Origin of the sequence: Sphingomonas sp. NBWT7 (genome assembly GCF_014217605.1) — a bacterium.
GTDB lineage: Bacteria > Pseudomonadota > Alphaproteobacteria > Sphingomonadales > Sphingomonadaceae > Sphingomonas.
This window is the reverse complement of record NZ_CP043639.1, coordinates 1,613,065-1,632,930: the sequence shown is the minus strand read 5'-3', so window position 1 is coordinate 1,632,930 and position 19,866 is coordinate 1,613,065. Positions and strand designations below refer to the sequence as shown.

Here is a 19,866-nt window from a genome sequence, read left to right as displayed (position 1 = left end):
GACGCCATGTGGCGCAACTATTTCACCGTCGCGTTCCGGGCATTGGCCAAGAACCGCACCTATTCGCTGATCAACCTGCTCGGCCTCGCGATCGGCATGGCGGCCTGCCTGCTTATTCTGGTGTTCATCCGGTACGAGACGAGCTTCGACCGCTGGGTGCCCGACGGCGAGAACACCTATCAGTTCCAGACGTGGTTTCCCAAACCGCGAGACGGCAATCCGTTCTTCATGCAGATGGCGAGCTACGTCACCGAGGAACGGCTGCGGAAGGATTTCCCGCAGATCGAGAAGACCGTCTACGTGCTCGGCAGCAGCCCGACGATCAGCAAGGACGGGCAGGTGACGACGGCGAAGGACTATCTCGTCGTCAACGGCGACCTGCTCGGCGTGTTCGATTTCCCGGTGCTGCGCGGATCGAAGACCGCGCTCGACGCGCCCGACACCGCGGTGCTGACGCAGTCGGAGGCGGTGCGGCAGTTCGGTACCGACGACGTGGTCGGCCGCACGATCAGCCTGATCCAGAAGGGCAAGACATACGATTATCGCATCAACGCGGTGCTCGCCGACCTGCCCAAGAACTCGCACATGAAGCTCAATGCCGTGGTGCGGCGCGACTTCCCGTCCTATTTCGCGCAGGAGCCCGATTTCCTCACTTGCTGGGGCTGCCAGTCGGGCTGGGTCTACGCCAAGCTGAAGCCGGGCACCGATGTCGCGACGATCAACGCGCAGATGCCGGCGTGGGAGAAGCGCAACATCCCCGACGAGAATTTCGGCGGCACGCGCTATAATGCCGGCGACGAGACCGATTGGCTTTTCGTGCCGCTTGCCGATATCCACCTCGGCAAGACGCAGGGCGGCGCAATGACGCCGGGCAACGATCGCGCGACGATTGCGACCTTCGCGATCATCGCCGCGCTGATCCTGGGCATGGCGGTGGTGAACTTCACCAATCTGGCGACGGCGCGCGCGGGGCAGCGCGCACGCGAAGTGGCGCTGCGCAAGGTGCTCGGCGCGACGCGCCGGCAGCTGATCGGCCAGTTCGTCGGCGAATCTCTGCTCGTCGCCGCGATCGCGGTCGTCATTGCGCTCGCCCTCGCCGAGCTGCTGGTGCGGCCGTTCGGCGCGTTGCTCGATGCCGGGCTCGCCTTCAACTACATCGGCGCGGGCGGGATGCTGCTGCCGGCCATCGCGCTGATGCTGATCGTCGGCGTGCTCGGCGGACTGTATCCGGCATTCTTCCTGTCGCGCTTCCAGCCGGCGAGCGTACTCAAGGCGAACAAGTCGTCGGCCGAGACGCCGGGCACGGGGCGGCTGCGCAGTGTACTGGTGGTGGCGCAGTTCGCGATCTCGATCGGGCTGATCATCTGCACCGCGATCGTCTTCGGCCAAACGGTCTACGCCCGTTCGGTCGATTCGGGGTACAAGCGCGATCACGTGCTGCAGCTCGACGGGCTGAGCCGGTATCAGCTGATTGGTCGCGGCGAGCAGATGGTCGAGCAGATGAAGCGCATCCCGGGCGTGGTCGCCGTCGGCCGTACCGACATCGGCGTCGCGACGCAGAATGCGAGCAATTCGGGCGTGCTTTTGCCGGGCAATCCGCAGTCGATCACGCTCGGCCGCTACCGCGTCGACCAGGGCTTCAAGGATGCGATGGGGCTGCAGCTGGTGGCGGGGCGCTGGTTCGATCCGGCGCGTCCGATGGACGATCAGACGCTGTCCTTCCCCGAGAAGCCCGAGGAGGTGCGCGCGCTCGTCGCCCGCGGCGCCAATATCGTGATCAATGAATATGCCGCCCGCAAGCTCGGCGCGCGGAGCGCGCAGGAGGCGGTGGGCAAGACGGTGCGCACCGGGCTTGGCTCCGACAACGGCGAGATGACGCTGACCGTCGTCGGCGTCGTCAAGGATGCGCGCTTCCGATCGGTGCGCGAGCCGCTCGACCCGATCATGTTCCTGGGCACGCGCGAAGGGACCAGCAACATGGTGATCCGCTACAACGGTGATCCAGCGCAGGTGCGCGCGGCGGCGGAGCGGGTGTGGAAGCAGATCGTGCCTGACGTACCGTTCGAGGCGGAGTTCAGCGAGGCGATCATCGAGGACCTGTACAAGGCGGAGGATGCGCGGGCGAAGATCTTCGCGGGCTTCGCAGGGCTGGCGGTGATCATCGCGTGCCTCGGGCTGTTCGGGCTGGCGGCGTTCACCGCGGAGCGGCGGACCAAGGAGATCGGCATCCGCAAGGTGCTGGGCGCGCGCACGCAGGACATCGTGCGGCTACTGGTATGGCAGTTCAGCCGCCCGGTGCTGATCGCCAACATCATCGCCTGGCCGATCGCCTGGTGGGTGATGCGCGACTGGCTGAACGGCTTCGACACGCGCATGGCGCTGGGGCCGACGCCGTTCCTGCTGGCGGGGGCGCTGGCGCTGGCGATCGCGGTGGCGACGATCGCCGGACACGCTTGGCGCGTGGCGCGCGCCAATCCGATCAAGGCGCTGCGCTACGAATAGCGCGGCGCCGAGCCGGGATTAGTCGGGCTGGCTGCGCACGCCGCCGCGATCGGCGGCGAAGCCCGGCGCCGGGCCGGTAGCGGGGCGCAGCGCCTCGCGATCGGCGGCGGATACCGGGGCGGTGGGATCGGGCCGGAAATGATCGGGCGCGCGGCTGTCCGGCCCCGGATGGCGATCGCCCTCAAGATCGGGCGCGGCGTGGCCGTCACGCGCGGCGAAGAAGCGGTCGAACAGCCCGAAATGGATCGCGCTGGCGAGCCCGGTCGCGATCGCGCCGATTGCAGTGGCGGTGCCGATCGCAAGGGTGCGGTTGGAACGATCGGCCTTGAAGCGGCCGTGGCTATCGCGTTTGCTGGTCATGCCGCCCCAACGGGTTACGGGTGATGCGCGTTCCCCGCGACGTTGCGTTCAGGCTGGCGGTGAAGCTGCAACATCGTCGGAGAGGGGTGGCTAGCGCGGGAGCGAGTCCCTAGATTCGGCGCACGATGCAAGGTTCCTACGGCCCGCCCGACCGGTTCAACGAAGAGAAAGCCACCTACGCGATCCGTGGCAGCGACGCGCCCGATCTGGAGGCGGGCGTGGCCGCGATCCGCAACGTCGTAAAGACGCTGCCGCTGAAGCCCGGCGTGTACCGCATGCAGGATGCGAAGGGCGAGGTGCTGTACGTCGGCAAGGCGCGCGCGCTGAAGAACCGCGTCTCCAACTACACGCAGATCAAGAACCTGACCAAGCGGCTTCAGCGGATGGTGTCGCAAACGCGATCGATGACGATCGTGACGACCAACAACGAGGCCGAGGCGCTGCTGCTCGAGGCGCAGCTGATCAAGCGCTATCGCCCGCCGTACAACGTGCTGCTGCGCGACGACAAAAGCTTCCCGTTCATCCTGCTGCGCGCCGATCACGACTTTCCGCGCATCCAGAAGCATCGCGGGGCGCGGCGCGCGAAGGGCGATTACTACGGCCCGTTCGCGAGCGCTGGCAGCGTCAACAACACGCTCAACGCGCTGCAGAAGCTTTTCCTGCTCAGGAGCTGCACCGACGGCTTCTTCAAGACGCGCGACCGGCCGTGCCTGCTGTACCAGATCAAGCGCTGTTCCGCGCCGTGCGTCGGGCGTATCGACAAGCCGGGCTATGAGGAACTGATCGGCGACGCGAAGAAGTTCCTCGCCGGCAAGACCACCGACGTGCAGGCGAAGCTCGGCGCGCAGATGCAGGCGGCGTCCGAGGCGATGGATTTCGAGCAGGCGGCGGTGGTGCGCGACCGGCTGCGCGCGCTGACCTTCATCCAGGGTACGCAGTTCATCAACGCCGAAGGGGTGGGCGACGCCGATATCTTCGCGCTCGCCTGCCTCGAAGGGGTGATCGGCATCCAGGCGTTCTTCATCCGCGGCGGGCAGAATTGGGGCCACCGCAGCTTCTTCCCGACGCACACCGCCGAGGTGAGCGAGGCGGAAGTGATGACGCAGTTTCTGATGCAATTCTACGAGGAGGTGCCGCCGGCGCGCACCGTGCTGGTCGATCGCGCGCTGCCGGACGTCGAGGTGTTGACCGAGGCACTGGGGAGCATCGCCGGGCGCAAGGTGGCGATCGAGGTGCCGCAGCGCGGCACGCGCAAGCGGCTGATGGAGCAGGCGTGCCGGAACGCCAAGGAGGCGTTAGAGCGTCGGCTGGCGGAATCGACGACGCAGGCGAAGCTCAATCGCGAGGTGGCCGACCTGTTCGAACTGGCCGAGCCGCCGCAGCGGATCGAGGTGTACGACAACAGCCACATCCAGGGCACCAATGCGGTCGGCGCGATGGTCGTCGCGGGGCCGGAGGGGTTCCGCAAGGGCCAGTATCGCAAGTTCAACATCAAGCAGGCGGCGACCGACGATGATTTCGCGATGATGCGCGAGGTGCTGCGGCGGCGCTTCGCGCGCGCGATCGAGGAGGATCCCGACCGCGACGGCGACACGTGGCCCGATCTGGTGCTGCTCGACGGCGGGCGCGGGCAGCTCAACGCGGCGAAGGCGGTGCTGGAGGATCTGGGGATCGAGGACGTGTGCCTCGTCGGCGTCGCCAAGGGGCCGCATCACGGCCGCGAGGGGCGCGAGGTGTTCCACCTGATGGACGGGCGCGAGCTGACGCTGCCGGTCAATTCGCCCGTGCTGTTCTACCTCCAGCGGCTGCGCGACGAGGTGCACCGTTTCGTCATCGGCGCGCACCGCGAGAAGCGCGCCAAGGCGATCGGCGCGAGCCCGCTCGACGAGGTGCCGGGCATCGGCCCGGCGCGCAAGAAGGCGCTGCTGATGCATTTCGGCACCGCGCGCGCCGTGCGCAACGCGAGCCTCGCCGATCTGCAGAAGGCGCCGGGGGTGAGCGCCGGCGTGGCGCAGCAGGTGTACGACTTCTACCACGCGCGCTGACGCTTAACGCACAGGACGCACGCGCCTTTGCCGTTTGTTCACCCTGCCGGCCTAGGCACGGGCGCATGTACGTATTCCTCACCATCGATACCGAGCTCGCGTGGCGGCACCATGCCGCTGGGCTGGACGCGGCGACGGTGGAGGCGCGATCGATCGAGCCGGGCGGGGTGGGGCTGGCGTGGCAGCTCGATTGCCTTGCGCGGCACGGGCTGAAGGCGACGTTCTTCGTCGATCCGATGCCGGCGCAGGTCTACGGAATTGCGCCGTTCGAGCGGATCGTCGCCGCGGTGCTGGCGGCGGGGCAGGAAGTGCAGTTGCACTGCCACCCGAACTGGGCCGGCGCATCGCTCGACGATCGCGCGACACACGGTTCGTTCGAGCTGATCGACCTGTCGGCGAACGCGCAGCGCGAGATGCTCGCCGAGGCGGCGGCGCTGCTGGTGAAGGCGGGGGCGCCCGCGCCGATTGCATTCCGCAGCGGCAGCTATTCGGCGAACGACGACACGCTGGCGGCGCTGGCGGCAAACGGCATCACGTACGATTCGAGCCACAATGGCGCGCATCATCCCTGGCCGAGTGCGATCGGGCTGCCACCGTCGCGTATCGCGCCGGTGGTGCGCAACGGCGTGATCGAGGTGCCGGTGACGGTGATCGAGGATCGGCCGGGCAGGTGGCGCAATTTCCAAATCTGCGCGCTGTTGGCCGACGAGATGCGCGCGGCAATCGATCATGCGATCGCCGAGCGCCACGTCGCGACGACGATCGTCGGGCATAGTTTCGAGCTGGCGACGCGCGCCGGCGTTGCCGCGAACCGTGTCCACGTGCGGCGCTTCGAGGCGCTGTGCAGGCTGCTTGCCGCACGGCGCGACGTGGCGCCGACCGCGCATTTCGCCGACCGGCCGCCGCTGCCGCTCGACCGTGACGATCGTCCACTGCCGGCGAGCGCCTGGCGGCGGGGCAAGCGGCAGGCGGCGCAATTGTGGTCCAACCTCGTCGCGGAACGCGCAGCGTGAGCGCGGGCGCGCTGCGGCTGCAGATCGGCGCGCGAACGATCGCCTCGATCCCGCGGCGGCTGCGGCGCATCGGGCTGTCGCTCGACGAGGCGCTGGCAGGCTCGGCGCCTGCGCTGCCGCCGCTGGCGTCGGGCGAAGACGGATATCTGGTGACGTCGCTGCCCGAGGCGGCGGGAGTTGACTGGCGGGGCGTGCGGTTCGAGCGGCAGCGCTACACGCGCTACTATGTCGATCTCGAGGCGGGCGAGGCGGCGTGGCGCGCCGGATTGTCGGGACAGACGCGCTCGACGCTGAAACGCAAGGCGCGCAAGCTGGCGGCGGAGAGCGGCGGCACGCTCGACGTGCGGCGTTATCGCACCCCGGGCGAAATCGGCGACTTCCACCCGGTCGCGCGCGCGCTGGCGGAGACGACCTATCAGGAGCGGCTGATGGGTGCCGGGCTACCGGGCGATGCCGGGGCGGTGCAGCGGATGATCGCGCAAGCGGGCGAGGATCAGGTGCGCGCCTGGCTGCTCTACGTACGCGGCGAACCGGCGGCGTATCTATGGTGCGGCGCGGACGGCGACACGCTGCGCTACGATTATGTCGGGCACGATCCGGAACTCGCGGCGCTGTCGCCCGGCAGCGTGCTGATGGAAGCGGCGCTGGGCGACCTGTTCGCCGATCGCTTCGCGCGGTTCGACTTCACCGAGGGGGAGGGGCAGCACAAGCGCGGCATGGCGAGCGCGGGCGTCGCGTGCCGCGACCTGCTGCTGCTGCGCCCGACGCTCGCCAATCGTGCGGCGGTGTCGCTGGTCGGCGGGTTCGACGCGGCAATGCGCGTCGCCAAGCGCGCCGCGGCGGCGCCGGCGTTGCAGGGCATTGCCAAGCGCGTGCGGCGGGCCTGACGCGCCGCGCCGCCATCGTGTAGACCGGCGGGGATGCATCTTGCCGCGCCCGCCATCGTCCTCGCCATCCGGCCGCACGGCGAACATGGCGCGATCGTGCGCGCGCTGACGCCCGACGACGGGGTGCGGCCAGGCTATGTGCGCGGCGGGCGATCGCGCGCGCTGCGGCCGATCCTGCAGCCGGGTAATGCGGTGCTGGGTGACTGGCGCGCGCGGACCGACGATCAGCTGCCCGCGCTGACGGTGGAGCTGGTGCACAGCCGCGCGGCGCTGCACGGCGAGCCGCTGCCCGCGGCGGTGATCGCGTGGGTCGCGGCGCTGACCGCGGCCGCGCTGCCCGAGGCGCAGCCGTACCCACGGCTCTACGCCGCGCTCTCCGCGGTGCTCGACGCGGTCGAGGCGGCGCCGGCGGCGCGCGGCTGGGCGGGGGCGCTGGCAAGGTACGAGCTGCTGGTGCTGGCGGAGCTTGGCTTCGGCCTCGCGCTCGATCGCTGCGTCGTGACGGGGAAGCACGAGGACATCGCGTACGTCAGCCCCAAAAGCGGCGGGGCGGTGAGCCGCGCGGCGGCGGCGGGCTACGAGAACCGGCTGATGCCGCTGCCGCCGTTCCTTCTCGCCGGCGGCGATCCCGATTGGCCCGATGTGTTCGCCGCGCTGGCGATCACCGAGCGCTTCCTGGCGCGCGACGTGCTGGTCGATCGCCGTGCCGAGACGCTGGCGGCGCGCGAGCGGCTGATCGATCGCCTCAAGAGAGCGGTTGCGTGAGGCTGTGGGGGGCGGCAAGAGGCGCGCGCCCCTGACGGAGTTCCCCATGGCCCTGATCGCGATCCTGCCCGGCGACGGCATCGGCCCCGAAGTGACGTGCGAGGCGCGCCTGGTGCTCGAGGCGCTCGATCTGGGGCTCGCGTTCGAGGAGGCGGCGGTCGGCGGCGCGGCGTATCACGCGGGCGGCCACCCGCTGCCGCCCGCGACGCTCGATCTGGCGCGGCGAGCCGATGCGATCCTGTTCGGCGCGGTGGGCGATCCGACATGTGACGCGCTCGACCGCCACCTGCGCCCCGAGCAGGCGATCCTTGGGCTGCGCAAGGAGCTGACGCTGTTCGCCAACCTGCGCCCGGCCAAGCTGTTCACGGGGCTGGAGGATGCCTCCGCGCTGCGCCCCGAAGTGGCGCGGGCGATCGACCTGCTGATCGTGCGCGAGCTGAACGGCGACGTCTATTTCGGCGAGAAGGGGATGCGCACGACGCCCGCGGGGCTGCGCGAGGGCTATGACGTGATGAGCTACGACGAGGGTGAAGTGCGGCGCATCGCGATCGCCGGGTTCGAGGCGGCACGGCGGCGCCGCGGCAAGCTGTGCTCGGTCGACAAGGCCAATGTGCTCGAAACCTCGCAGCTATGGCGCGACGTGGTGATCGAGACCGCGGCGGATTATGCCGACGTCGCGCTCACCCACCTCTACGTCGACAATGCGGCGATGCAGCTGGTGCGCGATCCGGGCCAGTTCGACGTCATCGTGACGGGCAACCTGTTCGGCGACATCCTGTCCGATCAGGCATCGATGTGCGTCGGATCGATCGGCCTCTTGCCGTCCGCGTCGCTCGATGCGGCGGGCAAGGGATTGTACGAGCCGATCCACGGCTCCGCGCCCGATATCGCCGGGCAGGATCGTGCCAATCCGTGCGCCGCGATCCTCTCCGCCGCGATGCTGCTGCGCCACTCGCTAGGCCTGGCCGAGCCTGCCGACCGGATCGAAGCGGCGGTGGCGAGCGCGCTCGCCGCCGGGCACCGCACCGCCGACCTTGGCGGTACCGCGTCGACGCAGGCGATGGGCGAGGCGGTGCGCGCGGCGCTATGAGCGACCTGCTCGATCTCGCGATCGTCATCCCGACGTTCAACGAGAAGGGCAACGTGCCGGTACTGATCGCGCGGCTCGACCAGGCGCTCGCCGGCGTCAACTGGGAAGCGATCTTCGTCGACGACGACAGCCCCGACGGCACCGCCGACGCGGCGCGCGACATCGCGCGGCTCGATCGCCGGGTGCGGGTGATCCAGCGGATCGGGCGGCGCGGGCTGGCGACGGCTTGCATCGAGGGAATGTGCGCGACTGCCGCGCCGCTCGTCGCGGTGATCGACGGCGACCTGCAGCACGACGAGACGGTGCTGCCGGCGATGCTGGCGGCGCTCAAGGACGATCCGGCGCTCGACATTGCGGTGGGGTCGCGCTTCGTCGCGGGCGGCGGGACGGGTGAGTGGGACCGCGACCGGGTAGCCAAATCGGCGTTCGCAACGCGATTGTCGCAGCGCGTGCTCGACGTCGGGCTGAGCGATCCGATGAGCGGGTTCTTCATGGTGCGCACCGCGGTGCTGCGCGAGATGGCCCCGCGGCTGGCGGGGATCGGGTTCAAGATCCTGCTCGACATCATGGCATCGGCGGGGCGCCCGCTGCGCTTCGTCGAGCTGCCCTATGTGTTCCGGACGCGCAGCGCGGGCGAGTCGAAGCTCGATCACGTCGTGGCGATGGAATATCTGATCGCGCTGTACGACCGCCGGTTCGGGCGCGTCATCCCGGTGCGCTTCGCAATGTTCTCCGCGATCGGCGTGATCGGCGTCGGGATTCACATGGGGGTGCTGACGGCGCTGTACGTCGTGCTCGGCGCGTCGTTCCTGCTTGGGCAGATCGTTGCGACGGCGGCGGCGATGACGTTCAACTTCTTCCTCAACAACGCGCTGACCTATCGCGACCGGCGGCTGCGTGGCTGGCGGCAGATGCTCGACGGCTGGGTATCGTTCTGCGTCGTCTGCTCGGTCGGCGCGGTGGCGAACGTCGGCGTCGCGGCCTTCCTCTACGATTTCCGCTACGGCGCCTGGGCGATCTCGGCACTCGCTGGGGTGCTGGTAGGGGCGGTATGGAATTACGCACTGTCGTCGCGCTTCACCTGGGGCCGCTACTGAGATCACACCCAGGTGGCGAACCACGTCCAGGTGCGGAAAGCCGTGGGGCCGGGGAGCGGCAGCGCGGCAAGGATCGGATAGAAGTATAGCGCGAGCGCGGCGGCGACGGCGAGCAGCGCCACGTCCCAGTGCCGCGTCCGATCGCGCCAGTGATCGAGCGCGGCGACGATCGCGAGGACGATGAAGACGCTCGACGGATAGTAATAGTAATAGAAGCCGAGCGTTTTGGGGATCAGCGCCCAGACCGCGAGGCTGCCGGTCCACAGCATCGCGGCGGCGAACGGGCGCGCCGCGCCGGACTTGACCCACGCCCACCAGCAGGCAGCGACGGCCATCAGCCCGCCCCACATGATGGCCGGGTTGCCGATGAACAGGATGCCGCGCTGCGCGCCGTCGGCGGGCTCGTAGAGGTACCAGATCGGGCGGATCAGCAGCGGCCACGTCCACCAGCGCGATTGATAGGTGTGCGCGGGCAGCACCTGCGTCTGGCGCACGAACATGTCGTGCTGGAAGGGGAGGAGGCGCGCGAGCGTCAGCGGTTCGCTGGCGTAGAAGAAGGCGGGCGTAAAGGTCGCGAAATAGGTGAGGAGAGAGACGCTGCCGAGGATCGCCAGCGCCGGCACCGCGCGCAGTCCAGGGAAGCGTCGTGCGTCCTGTCGCTTGAGCAGCACGAAGGCAGCGCCGGCGAAGGCGACATAGGGCGCCGCGAGCCACTTGCACGCGACCGCCGCGCCGAGCAGCGCCGCCGCGAGCGTCCAGCGCCACCAGCCGCCGCGCCGCAGCGTCGCCGCGACGGCGGCGATGGCGAGCATCAGGAAGGCGAGCATGAATCCGTCGAGCATCGCGATCCGCGCCTGGACGTAGACGGTGAAGCCGAGCAGGGTGAGGGCAGCGGCGACGAGCGCGGGGCGGCGTCGCCCGGTCATGTGCCACTCGGTGAGAAACGTCGCCGCGACGGTGGCACTGCCGGCGAGGGTCGATGCGATGCGCCAGCCGAACGGCGTATCGCCGAACAGGCGGATGCCGAGCCCGATCAGCCATTTGCCGAGCAGCGGGTGTTCGGTGTTCGCCGGCCCCGACAGTGCGAGCAGCGTACGCGCGGCGGGCACATAGTGCGTCTCGTCGAACACCAGTTGGTGCGGCACCGCGAGGCGGATGACGAACAGCGCCTCCGCGACGAGGAAGACGAGCAGCGCGAGCGGCAGCGGGCGATGGAGCATCGGAAGACCGATCAGGCGCGCCGGCAGCGCACCGTAGCGCCACAACGCCGGTTGCGATGTATGGACAAGATGCGTTTCCCCCCGATGATCCGCCCGCTTGTGTCACAGCCGCGATGCGCAGGACAGGCGCCCTTGAAAGCCCGGGGCGATTGGCCGAAAGCGGCAGCCATGAAACGCCGTACCGGACAAGACCGCTCGATCACCGACACCTGGCGCCCGGCGACGCGCGCGATCCGCGGCGGCACCGTCCGCTCCGAATTCGGCGAGACGTCCGAGGCGATCTTCATGACGTCGGGCTATGCCTATGACTGTGCGGGCGACGCCGCGGCGCGCTTCGCCGGCGAGCAGCAGGGCATGACCTATTCGCGGCTACAGAATCCGACGGTGGAGATGCTGGAGCATCGAATCGCTCTGCTCGAGGGGGCCGAGGCGTGCCGATCGATGGCGACGGGCATGGCGGCGATGACCGCCGTGCTGCTGTGCCAGTTGCAGACGGGCGATCATGTCGTCGCGGGCCGCGCGGCGTTCGGGTCGTGCCGCTGGCTGGTCGACACGCTGTTGCCCAAGTTCGGCATCGCGACGACGGTGGTCGATGCGCGCGACCCGCAGCAATTCGCCGACGCGGTTCGGCCAGAGACAAAGGTATTCTTCTTCGAGACGCCGGCAAACCCGACCATGGACGTCGTCGATCTGCGCGCGGTGTGCGGCATCGCGCGCGAGCGTGGTATCACCAGCGTCGTCGACAACGCCTTTGCGACGCCTGCCCTGCAGCGGCCGATGGAATTCGGTGCCGACGTGACCGCCTATTCGGCGACCAAGATGATGGACGGCCAGGGGCGCGTTCTGGCAGGCGCGGTGTGCGGGACGAAGGACTTCATCGACAACACGCTGCTGCCCTTCACGCGCAACACCGGCCCGACGCTGTCGGCGTTCAACGCCTGGGTGGTGCTGAAGGGGCTGGAGACGCTCGACCTGCGCATCCGGCGGCAGGCGGAGAATGCGTTGAAGGTCGGCGCGTTCCTCGAAGGTCGCGTGCCGCGGGTGCTGCATCCGGGCTTGCCGAGCCACCCGCAGCACGAACTGGCGATGAGCCAGATGGAAATGACGGGGCCGATCTTCGCGTTCGAGCTCGACGGCGGGCGGACACAGGCACACGCCCTGCTCGATGCGCTCGAACTGGTCGATATTTCGAACAACATCGGCGATTCGCGCTCGCTGATGACGCACCCCGCCTCGACCACGCACCATTCCGTGGCGCCGGAGAAGCGCGCGGAGATGGGGGTGACCGAGGGCATGCTGCGGCTCAACGTCGGGCTGGAGGATCCGGCCGACGTGATCGACGACCTCGATCGCGCGCTGACCACGGTCGGGCTGTGAAGGCATTCTTCCCCTCGTCGCAGACGACGCGGGGGATCACCGTGCGCGTGTCGGTGAGCTATCTCGCCGAACAGTCCGAGCCCGCGCGCGGGCGCTGGTTCTGGGCGTATCACATCCGCATCGAGAACGACGGCGCGCAGGCAGCGCAGCTGCTGACGCGGCACTGGATAATCACCGATGGACGAGGCGCGCGACACACCGTCGAGGGCGAGGGCGTCGTCGGCGAGCAGCCGCTGATCGCGCCGGGATCGAGCTACGATTATGTATCGGGCTGCCCGCTCGCGACGCCGGCGGGATCGATGCAGGGCAGTTATCGCATGATGGGGGAGGACGGCGCGCTGTTCGACGTCGCGATCCCGAAGTTCGCGCTGGTCGCGCCGGCGGTGGCCGAATGAAGCGCACGCATCTGCCGCTCAACGGCCTGCGCGTGCTCGACGCCGCGGCGCGGCACCTGTCGTTCACGCGCGCCGCGGACGAGCTCGCGGTGACGCCGGCGGCAGTGGGGCAGCAGATCCGCGCGCTGGAGGATACGCTGGGCGTCGTGCTGTTCCGGCGGACCACAAAGGGCCTCGAGCTGACGCCCGAGGGCGAGGCGGGGTTAGGGCCGCTGCGCCACGGCTTCCTGCAGTTCGAGGAATCGGTGCGCGCGATGCAGGCCGGACAATCGTCGAAGTCTTTGACGATCGCCGCGCCACGCGACCTGACCGAGAAGTGGCTCCTCCCGCGCCTTGCCGAGATCGCGCGGGCGGACGGCGAGCTGCGCTTCGTGTTGGTCGCGGCGGATCAGGCGCCGGACTTCACGGAAGCGAACCTCGACCTGGCGGTGACGTGGGGCGAGGGGCCGGGCGTGCACGAGGGCGAGGCGATCGAGAGCGAGGGGATGGTGACGGTGGAGCGGCCGGGCGGCGGCGCGGGGGTTGCGATCGCGTGGCCGGGCAGCGGTGACGACGATGCGGGTGCGCTGGTACGCGTCGGCGACGCGGGCCTTGCGCTCGACGCGGCGGCGCAAGGGCTGGGGCGCGCAACGGTGCCCGAGCTGCTCGCGGCGCGCGATCTAGCGGTCGGCCACGTCGTCACCGTCGGCGAGCCGCGACCGTCGCGGCTCGGCTATTGGCTGGTCGCGCCGCTGCCGCAGTGGCGCCAGCGCAAGGTGCAGACGCTGGTCGAGGCGCTCGCCGGACTGGGCGCGGATTGAACGCGGAAACCTTCGCCAGCGCGCGGCTGATCATGCGTGCGCCGACGGCATCGGACGCGCCCGCGCTGTACGAGGCATATCGCGATCCGCGCGTCATGCGCTTCTGGTCGAGCGCGCCGCACGGCTCGGTCGCGGAGACGGTAGATTACGTCACGCCGCACGCCGGCGACGAGTGGCGGCAGTGGGTGATCGTTGAGGCCCGGACCCGCCGCGCGATCGGCACGCTGGCGGCGGGCGAGCGGCGGCGCGGCGTGATGGAGATCGGCTATCTGCTCGCGGCGAACGCCTCGGGGCAAGGCTATGCGCGCGAGGCGGTGGCGGCGCTGATCGATTTGCTGTTCGCGCAAGGGGCACGGCGGATTTTCGCAGATACCGATCCCGACAATGCGAGATCGATCGCACTGCTCGTCGGCCTCGGCTTTCAGCGCGAGGGATTGCTGCGCGCCGAGTGGGAGACGCATATCGGCGTGCGCGACAGCGTGATCTGGGGGCTGCTGCGCGATGAGTGGCCGGCGTCGAACAACAACGGCGCGACAGGGGTGATGCCGGCGGCCGCATCGGCCTAGAAGGGCCTGTGACAAACGATACGATGCCACCGCGGTTGCCGCGCCGCTGGACCCCACGACGCGTACGCGCGCTGCTGCGGTCCCGCGGGCCGACATCGATCCTGTTCCGGCGGCGGGTTGCGGTAATCACGGGCGCGATCGCCATCGGCATCGTGGCGGTGCTATTCGCCAAGGCGTCCGACGCGGCCGGCGAGGCATTTGCGCGCTTCGCCGGACGGTGGCGCTGGGCGCCGCTGGTGACGACGCCGCTCGGCTTCATGGCGCTGGTCTGGATCACGCGACGCTGGGTGCCGCTGGCGCGAGGATCGGGGATACCGCAGGTGATGGCAGCGCGCGACGCGCCGATCGCGGCAGCACGCGGCCTGATCGCGGTGCGCACGGTGGCAGGCAAGGCGCTGCTGACGATGGGTGCGGTATTGTGCGGTGCGAGCGTCGGACGCGAGGGGCCGACGGTGCAGCTTGCCGCAGCGGTGATGAACGTCAGCCACCGCGTGATGCGGGTACGGTTGCGCAGCAGCGTCGTCATCGCGGGCGGCGCGGCGGGCGTCGCGGCGGCGTTCAATACGCCGCTTGCGGGGATCCTGTTCGCGATCGAGGAACTGGCCGCGGCCTATGAGCAGCGCATGACGTTGATGGTGCTGTCGTCGATCGTCATCGCCGGCATGGTCGCGCAGAGCCTGGCGGGCGACTACGTCTATTTCGGCGCGATCGGGGCGCATCTGCCGCTGGCCAGTGCGCTGATCGTCGTTCCCGTCGCAGGGATCGGCGGCGGGCTGGCGGGCGGCTTGTTCGCCAAGGGAATGCTCGCGCTGGCGACGGGCGGCAGCCGGCTCACGCGGTGGAGCAAGGCGCGCCCGGTACTGTTCGCAGGGCTGTGCGGCGCGATCGTCGCGGTGCTCGGCGTCGCGACAGGGCTCACCTGGGGAACCGGCTATGGCGCGGCGCGGGCGATGATCACCGGGGCGGACGCGCCCTTGTGGTTCGGCCCGGCGAAGTTCGTCGCAACGCTGGCGACCGCGGTCGCGGGGCTGCCTGGCGGCATCTTCGCGCCGAGCCTCGCGGTCGGTGCAGGGGTCGGCAACCTGCTGCGCGCGGTCTTCCCTGGCGAATCGGCGCAGGCGGTCGTGATCCTGGGCATGGTCGCCTATTTCACCGGCGTCGTGCGCGCACCGCTGACCGCCGTGATCATCCTCGCGGAGACGACCGCGAGCCGTGGATTGATGCTGCCAATGTTCGCTGCGGCGTTTCTCGCTGACGGCGCGAGCCGGGCTGTATGTCGCGAGAAACTGTACCACGGCCTGTCGCGGACGTTCGCCGGCAACTGAGCCATCGAAGACATCCACAAGAAACCCCGCCGGATCGCTCCGGCGGGGTCGTTCGCGTTCGTTGTGATCGACGCGATCAGTCGTTCAGATACTCGCCCGCGGCGGCATCGCTGCCATCGCCCGAGGGAACGACCGAGGCGAGTGGATCGTCGCCGGTGCCGGCGTCGTCGCGCACGCTGCGCTCGTTCTCCGCCTGGCGCTGCTCGGCCGCGCTGGTCGGCGCGACGATCATCGCATCGGCCAGCTTCTTCTGCTGTGCACGCAGCGCGACGTCACGCGACGTCGCCGCGACGCGCAGGCGGTTCATGCCCGCGCCGGTACCAGCCGGGATGAGCCGGCCGACGATGACGTTCTCCTTCAGGCCCATCAGCGTGTCCTGCTTGCCCTGGACCGCCGCCTCGGTGAGGACGCGGGTGGTCTCCTGGAACGACGCGGCCGAGATGAACGACCGGGTCTGCAGCGACGCCTTGGTGATGCCGAGGAGGATCGGCTTGCCCTGCGCCGGCGTCTCGTTCTTGCCGAGCTTGGCGTTCACCTCGTCCATCTCGGCACGATCGACCTGCTCACCCGGAAGCAACGTGGTGTCGCCCGCGACGGTGATCTCGACCTTCTGCAGCATCTGACGAACGATCGTCTCGATGTGCTTGTCGTTGATCTTCACGCCCTGGAGTCGATAGACTTCCTGGATTTCCGACACGAGATATTCCGCGAGCGGCTCAATGCCGAGCACCTCGAGAATGTCGTGCGGATCCGGGCTGCCGCCGATCAGATTGTCGCCACGCTTGACGTAGTCACCTTCCTGGACGTCGATCACCTTGGACTTGGGGATGAGGTATTCCACCACCTCGCCGCCGTCCTCGGGCTGGATGCCGATCTTGCGCTTCGCCTTATAGTCCTTGCCGAACACCACACGGCCCGAGACCTTTGCGATGATCGCATTTTCCTTCGGCTTGCGCGCCTCGAACAGCTCGGCGACGCGCGGCAGACCGCCGGTGATGTCGCGCGTCTTGGCCGACTCGCGCGCCACGCGGGCGACGACGTCGCCGGCGTAGACGGTGGCGCCGTCCTCGACCGAGAGCACCGCACCCGGCGCCAGCATGTAGCGCGCGGCCTCACCCGAACCCTCGTCGAGCAGGGTGATGCGCGGACGCAGATCCTCCTTCGACCGGCCCGCGGCGCGATATTCGATCACGACGCGCTGGGCGATGCCCGTCGCCTCGTCGACCTGCTCGGTGAGCGTCTTGCCCTCGATCAGGTCCTGGAACTTCGCGGTACCACCCGTCTCGGTGATGAGCGGCATGGTGAACGGATCCCACTCCGCCAGACGATCGCCGGCGCTGACGATGTGGCCATCGTCGCACAGCACGGTCGCGCCGTACGGGATCTTGTGCACCGCGAGCTCGCGGCCGTCCATGTCGACGATCGCGATCTCGCCCGAGCGGCTGAGCACGATGCGCCGGCTGCGCTGATCGACAATGATACGCAGGTCGCGATACTCGACGGTGCCGTCGACCGGCGCCTCGAGGTTCGACTGCTCGTTGAGCTGCGCCGCGCCGCCGATGTGGAAGGTGCGCATCGTCAGCTGCGTGCCCGGCTCACCGATCGACTGCGCCGCGATGACGCCGACCGCCTCGCCGATGTTGACCGGCGTGCCGCGGGCGAGATCGCGCCCATAGCACTTGCCGCACACGCCGATCTTGCTCTCGCAGACCAGCGGCGAGCGGATCTTGACCGCCTGAACACCGGTCGCCTCGATCCGCGCCACCATCGGCTCGTCGAGCAGCGTGCCGATCGGGATCAGCACTTCGTTCGACTTGGCGTCGACGATGTCCTCGGCCGTGGTGCGGCCAAGGATACGCTCGCCGAGCGACGCGATGGTCGAGCCGCCCTGCACGATCGCCTTCATTTCGAGCGCGCGCTCGGTGCCGCAATCGTCCTCGACGATGACGCAGTCCTGCGACACGTCGACGAGGCGGCGGGTGAGATAGCCCGAGTTCGCGGTCTTCAACGCCGTGTCCGCGAGGCCCTTGCGCGCGCCGTGGGTGGAGTTGAAGTATTCAAGGACGGTCAGCCCCTCCTTGAAGTTCGAGATGATTGGCGTCTCGATGATCTCGCCCGACGGCTTGGCCATCAAGCCGCGCATGCCAGCGAGCTGCTTGATCTGCGCCTGCGAACCACGCGCACCCGAGTGCGCCATCATGTAGATCGAGTTGATCGGCTTCTCACGGCCGGTTTCCTCGTCGAGGCGAACGGCCTTGATCTCGTTCATCATCGAGTTCGCCACCTGGTCGCCGCAGCGGCTCCAGGCGTCGATCACCTTGTTGTACTTCTCCTGCTGCGTGATCAGGCCGTCCTGATACTGCTGCTCGAAGTCCTTCACCTGATCGCGCGTTTCGTCGACCAGCTTGTCCTTGTCCGGCGCGACGAGCATGTCATCCTTGCCGAACGAGATGCCGGCACGGAACGCGTGGCGGAAGCCCAGCGCCATGATCGCGTCGGCGAACAGCACCGTCTCCTTCTGGCCGGTGTGACGATAGACCTCGTCGATGACGTCGGTGACGTCCTTCTTGGTCAGCAGGCGATTGACCGTCTCGAACGGCACGCGGTGCGACTTGGGCAGCGTTTCGCCCAGCAGCATGCGGCCCGGCGTCGTCTCGTAGCGCTTGAGATACTGCTTGCCGTTCTCGTCGGTCTGCGGAACGCGGCTGACGATCTTTGTGTGCAGCGTTACCGCGCCATTGAACAACGCCTGGTGCACTTCCTCCATGTCGGCGAGCAGCATGCCTTCGCCCGGCTCGTTCTGCTTCTCCATCGAGAGATAGTAGAGCCCGAGCACCATGTCCTGCGACGGCACGATGATCGGCTTGCCGTTGGCGGGCGACAGGATGTTGTTGGTCGACATCATCAGGACGCGCGCTTCCAGCTGCGCCTCGAGGCTCAGCGGAACGTGCACGGCCATCTGGTCACCGTCGAAGTCGGCGTTGAACGCCGAGCAGACGAGCGGGTGAAGCTGGATCGCCTTGCCCTCGATCAGGACGGGCTCGAACGCCTGGATACCGAGACGGTGGAGCGTCGGTGCACGGTTGAGCATCACGGGATGCTCGCGGATCACCTCGTCCAGGATATCCCAGACTTCCTTGCGCTCCTTCTCGACCCACTTCTTCGCCTGCTTCAGGGTCATGGACAGACCCTTGGCGTCGAGGCGGGCGTAGATGAACGGCTTGAACAGCTCGAGCGCCATCTTCTTGGGCAGGCCGCACTGGTGCAGCTTGAGCTCCGGCCCGGTCACGATGACCGAACGGCCCGAATAGTCGACGCGCTTGCCGAGCAGGTTCTGGCGGAAGCGGCCCTGCTTGCCCTTGAGCATGTCGGACAGCGACTTGAGCGGACGCTTGTTGGCGCCGGTGATCGTGCGACCGCGACGGCCGTTGTCGAACAGCGCGTCGACCGCTTCCTGCAACATGCGCTTCTCGTTGCGGACGATGATGTCCGGCGCGCGCAGCTCCATCAGCCGCTTCAAGCGGTTGTTGCGGTTGATCACGCGGCGATAGAGGTCGTTGAGATCCGACGTCGCGAAGCGGCCACCGTCGAGCGGCACCAGCGGGCGCAGCTCGGGCGGGATGACCGGGACGACCTCGAGAATCATCCACTCGGGGCGATTGCCCGATTCGAGGAAGCTCTCGACGACCTTCAGGCGCTTGATGATCTTCTTGGGCTTCAGCTCGGACTTGGTGACGGCGAGCTCTTCGAGCAGCGCTGTCTTCTCGCCTTCGAGATCGAGGCTCTCGAGCATGATGCGCACGGCCTCTGCGCCGATGCCGGCGGAGAAGGCATCCTCACCATATTCGTCCTGTGCCTCGAGGAGCTCGTCCTCGGTCAGCAGCTGGAACTTCTCGAGCGGGGTCAGGCCCGGCTCGATCACGATATACGCCTCGAAGTACAGCACGCGCTCGAGCTGCTTCAGCTGCATGTCGAGCAGCAGACCGATGCGCGAGGGCAGCGACTTCAGGAACCAGATGTGCGCGACCGGGGCGGCGAGCTCGATATGGCCCATCCGCTCGCGGCGGACCTTCGAGACGGTGACCTCGACGCCGCACTTCTCGCAGACGATGCCCTTGTACTTCATGCGCTTGTACTTGCCGCACAGGCACTCGTAGTCCTTGATCGGACCGAAGATCCGCGCGCAGAACAGGCCGTCACGTTCGGGCTTGAACGTGCGATAGTTAATCGTCTCGGGCTTCTTGATCTCGCCGAACGACCAGGAACGGATCCGGTCCGGGGACGCGATGCCGATCTGGATCTGGTCAAAGGTTTCCGGCTTGGCGACCGGGTTCGCGAAATTGGTAAGTTCGTTCATTTTTCTACCTCATCCCCCTCCCGCGAACGGGAGGGGCTAGGGGAGGGAAGGTCGGTCGAAACGAAGC

The 19,866-nt window shown here is 68.4% G+C and carries 15 protein-coding genes; 12 read left to right on the top strand and 3 right to left on the bottom strand.

The window, feature by feature from the left end:
* Positions 1–6: 6 nt before the first annotated feature.
* Complete coding sequence (locus tag F1C10_RS08110; RefSeq protein WP_185205286.1) at positions 7–2,502, top strand: ABC transporter permease; 2,496 nt, start codon at positions 7–9, stop codon at positions 2,500–2,502.
* An 18-nt stretch (positions 2,503–2,520) separates the two neighbouring features.
* On the opposite strand, the gene F1C10_RS08105 is transcribed toward F1C10_RS08110, so the two are convergent.
* Positions 2,521–2,862 (bottom strand): hypothetical protein, encoded by a 342-nt coding sequence (locus tag F1C10_RS08105; RefSeq protein WP_185205284.1) that lies wholly within the window; start codon positions 2,860–2,862, stop codon positions 2,521–2,523.
* Between the two features lie 125 nt (positions 2,863–2,987).
* Here F1C10_RS08105 and uvrC point away from each other — a divergent pair, with 125 nt between their 5' ends.
* From uvrC to F1C10_RS08075, 6 genes are all read left to right on the top strand, one after another.
* A complete protein-coding gene (uvrC, locus tag F1C10_RS08100; protein ID WP_185209970.1) occupies positions 2,988–4,907 on the top strand; it encodes an excinuclease ABC subunit UvrC in 1,920 nt (639 codons plus the stop codon).
* A gap of 65 nt (positions 4,908–4,972) precedes the next feature.
* Positions 4,973–5,920: a polysaccharide deacetylase family protein gene (locus F1C10_RS08095; RefSeq protein ID WP_185209969.1), complete on the top strand. Its 948-nt coding sequence runs from the start codon at positions 4,973–4,975 to the stop codon at positions 5,918–5,920.
* Positions 5,917–6,807, top strand: coding sequence for a GNAT family N-acetyltransferase (locus F1C10_RS08090; protein ID WP_258043133.1), 891 nt, complete (start codon positions 5,917–5,919; stop codon positions 6,805–6,807). Before F1C10_RS08095 ends, F1C10_RS08090 begins: the two co-directional genes overlap by 4 nt.
* Before the next feature lie 33 nt (positions 6,808–6,840).
* Positions 6,841–7,572, top strand: coding sequence for a DNA repair protein RecO (gene recO, locus F1C10_RS08085; protein ID WP_185209967.1), 732 nt, complete (start codon positions 6,841–6,843; stop codon positions 7,570–7,572).
* A 46-nt stretch (positions 7,573–7,618) separates the two neighbouring features.
* A complete protein-coding gene (leuB, locus tag F1C10_RS08080) occupies positions 7,619–8,662 on the top strand; it encodes a 3-isopropylmalate dehydrogenase (protein ID WP_185209966.1) in 1,044 nt (347 codons plus the stop codon).
* Positions 8,659–9,759 (top strand): glycosyltransferase family 2 protein, encoded by a 1,101-nt coding sequence (locus F1C10_RS08075; RefSeq protein ID WP_185209965.1) that lies wholly within the window; start codon positions 8,659–8,661, stop codon positions 9,757–9,759. Before leuB ends, F1C10_RS08075 begins: the two co-directional genes overlap by 4 nt.
* Before the next feature lie 2 nt (positions 9,760–9,761).
* Here F1C10_RS08075 and F1C10_RS08070 read toward each other — a convergent pair whose 3' ends face one another.
* Positions 9,762–11,024, bottom strand: a complete 1,263-nt coding sequence (locus F1C10_RS08070; protein WP_258043132.1) for a glycosyltransferase family 39 protein — start codon at positions 11,022–11,024, stop codon at positions 9,762–9,764.
* Positions 11,025–11,147: 123 nt separating this feature from the next.
* Here F1C10_RS08070 and F1C10_RS08065 point away from each other — a divergent pair, with 123 nt between their 5' ends.
* Genes F1C10_RS08065 through F1C10_RS08045 form a run of 5 tightly spaced genes read left to right on the top strand, consistent with a single transcriptional unit; the run spans position 11,148 to position 15,442 of the window.
* Positions 11,148–12,356, top strand: coding sequence for a PLP-dependent aspartate aminotransferase family protein (locus F1C10_RS08065; RefSeq protein ID WP_185209964.1), 1,209 nt, complete (start codon positions 11,148–11,150; stop codon positions 12,354–12,356).
* On the top strand, positions 12,353–12,751 hold the full coding sequence (gene apaG / locus F1C10_RS08060; RefSeq protein ID WP_185209963.1) for a Co2+/Mg2+ efflux protein ApaG: 399 nt from the start codon (positions 12,353–12,355) through the stop codon (positions 12,749–12,751). The genes F1C10_RS08065 and apaG overlap by 4 nt, the downstream gene beginning before the upstream one ends.
* A complete protein-coding gene (locus F1C10_RS08055; RefSeq protein WP_185209962.1) occupies positions 12,748–13,551 on the top strand; it encodes a LysR family transcriptional regulator in 804 nt (267 codons plus the stop codon). The genes apaG and F1C10_RS08055 overlap by 4 nt, the downstream gene beginning before the upstream one ends.
* Positions 13,548–14,117 carry a GNAT family N-acetyltransferase gene (locus F1C10_RS08050; protein WP_258043131.1) on the top strand — a complete coding sequence of 190 codons (570 nt, stop codon included), beginning with the start codon at positions 13,548–13,550 and terminating at the stop codon, positions 14,115–14,117. Before F1C10_RS08055 ends, F1C10_RS08050 begins: the two co-directional genes overlap by 4 nt.
* Positions 14,118–14,140: 23 nt before the next feature.
* Complete coding sequence (locus F1C10_RS08045) at positions 14,141–15,442, top strand: chloride channel protein (RefSeq protein WP_185210144.1); 1,302 nt, start codon at positions 14,141–14,143, stop codon at positions 15,440–15,442.
* Positions 15,443–15,518: 76 nt separating this feature from the next.
* Here F1C10_RS08045 and rpoC read toward each other — a convergent pair whose 3' ends face one another.
* The gene (gene rpoC, locus F1C10_RS08040) at positions 15,519–19,799 is read right to left on the bottom strand and encodes a DNA-directed RNA polymerase subunit beta' (protein WP_185209961.1); all 4,281 of its coding nucleotides are present in this window, start codon (positions 19,797–19,799) and stop codon (positions 15,519–15,521) included.
* Positions 19,800–19,866: the final 67 nt, after the last annotated feature.

Coding starts and splice junctions, on each gene's coding strand:
- uvrC (WP_185209970.1), top strand. CDS start 2,988: ATGCAAGGTTCCTACGGCCCGCCCGACCGGTTCAACGAAGAGAAAGCC.
- F1C10_RS08095 (WP_185209969.1), top strand. CDS start 4,973: ATGTACGTATTCCTCACCATCGATACCGAGCTCGCGTGGCGGCACCAT.
- F1C10_RS08045 (WP_185210144.1), top strand. CDS start 14,141: ATGCCACCGCGGTTGCCGCGCCGCTGGACCCCACGACGCGTACGCGCG.
- leuB (WP_185209966.1), top strand. CDS start 7,619: ATGGCCCTGATCGCGATCCTGCCCGGCGACGGCATCGGCCCCGAAGTG.
- recO (WP_185209967.1), top strand. CDS start 6,841: ATGCATCTTGCCGCGCCCGCCATCGTCCTCGCCATCCGGCCGCACGGC.
- F1C10_RS08105 (WP_185205284.1), bottom strand. CDS start 2,862: ATGACCAGCAAACGCGATAGCCACGGCCGCTTCAAGGCCGATCGTTCC.
- F1C10_RS08065 (WP_185209964.1), top strand. CDS start 11,148: ATGAAACGCCGTACCGGACAAGACCGCTCGATCACCGACACCTGGCGC.
- F1C10_RS08055 (WP_185209962.1), top strand. CDS start 12,748: ATGAAGCGCACGCATCTGCCGCTCAACGGCCTGCGCGTGCTCGACGCC.
- F1C10_RS08075 (WP_185209965.1), top strand. CDS start 8,659: ATGAGCGACCTGCTCGATCTCGCGATCGTCATCCCGACGTTCAACGAG.
- F1C10_RS08110 (WP_185205286.1), top strand. CDS start 7: ATGTGGCGCAACTATTTCACCGTCGCGTTCCGGGCATTGGCCAAGAAC.
- rpoC (WP_185209961.1), bottom strand. CDS start 19,799: ATGAACGAACTTACCAATTTCGCGAACCCGGTCGCCAAGCCGGAAACC.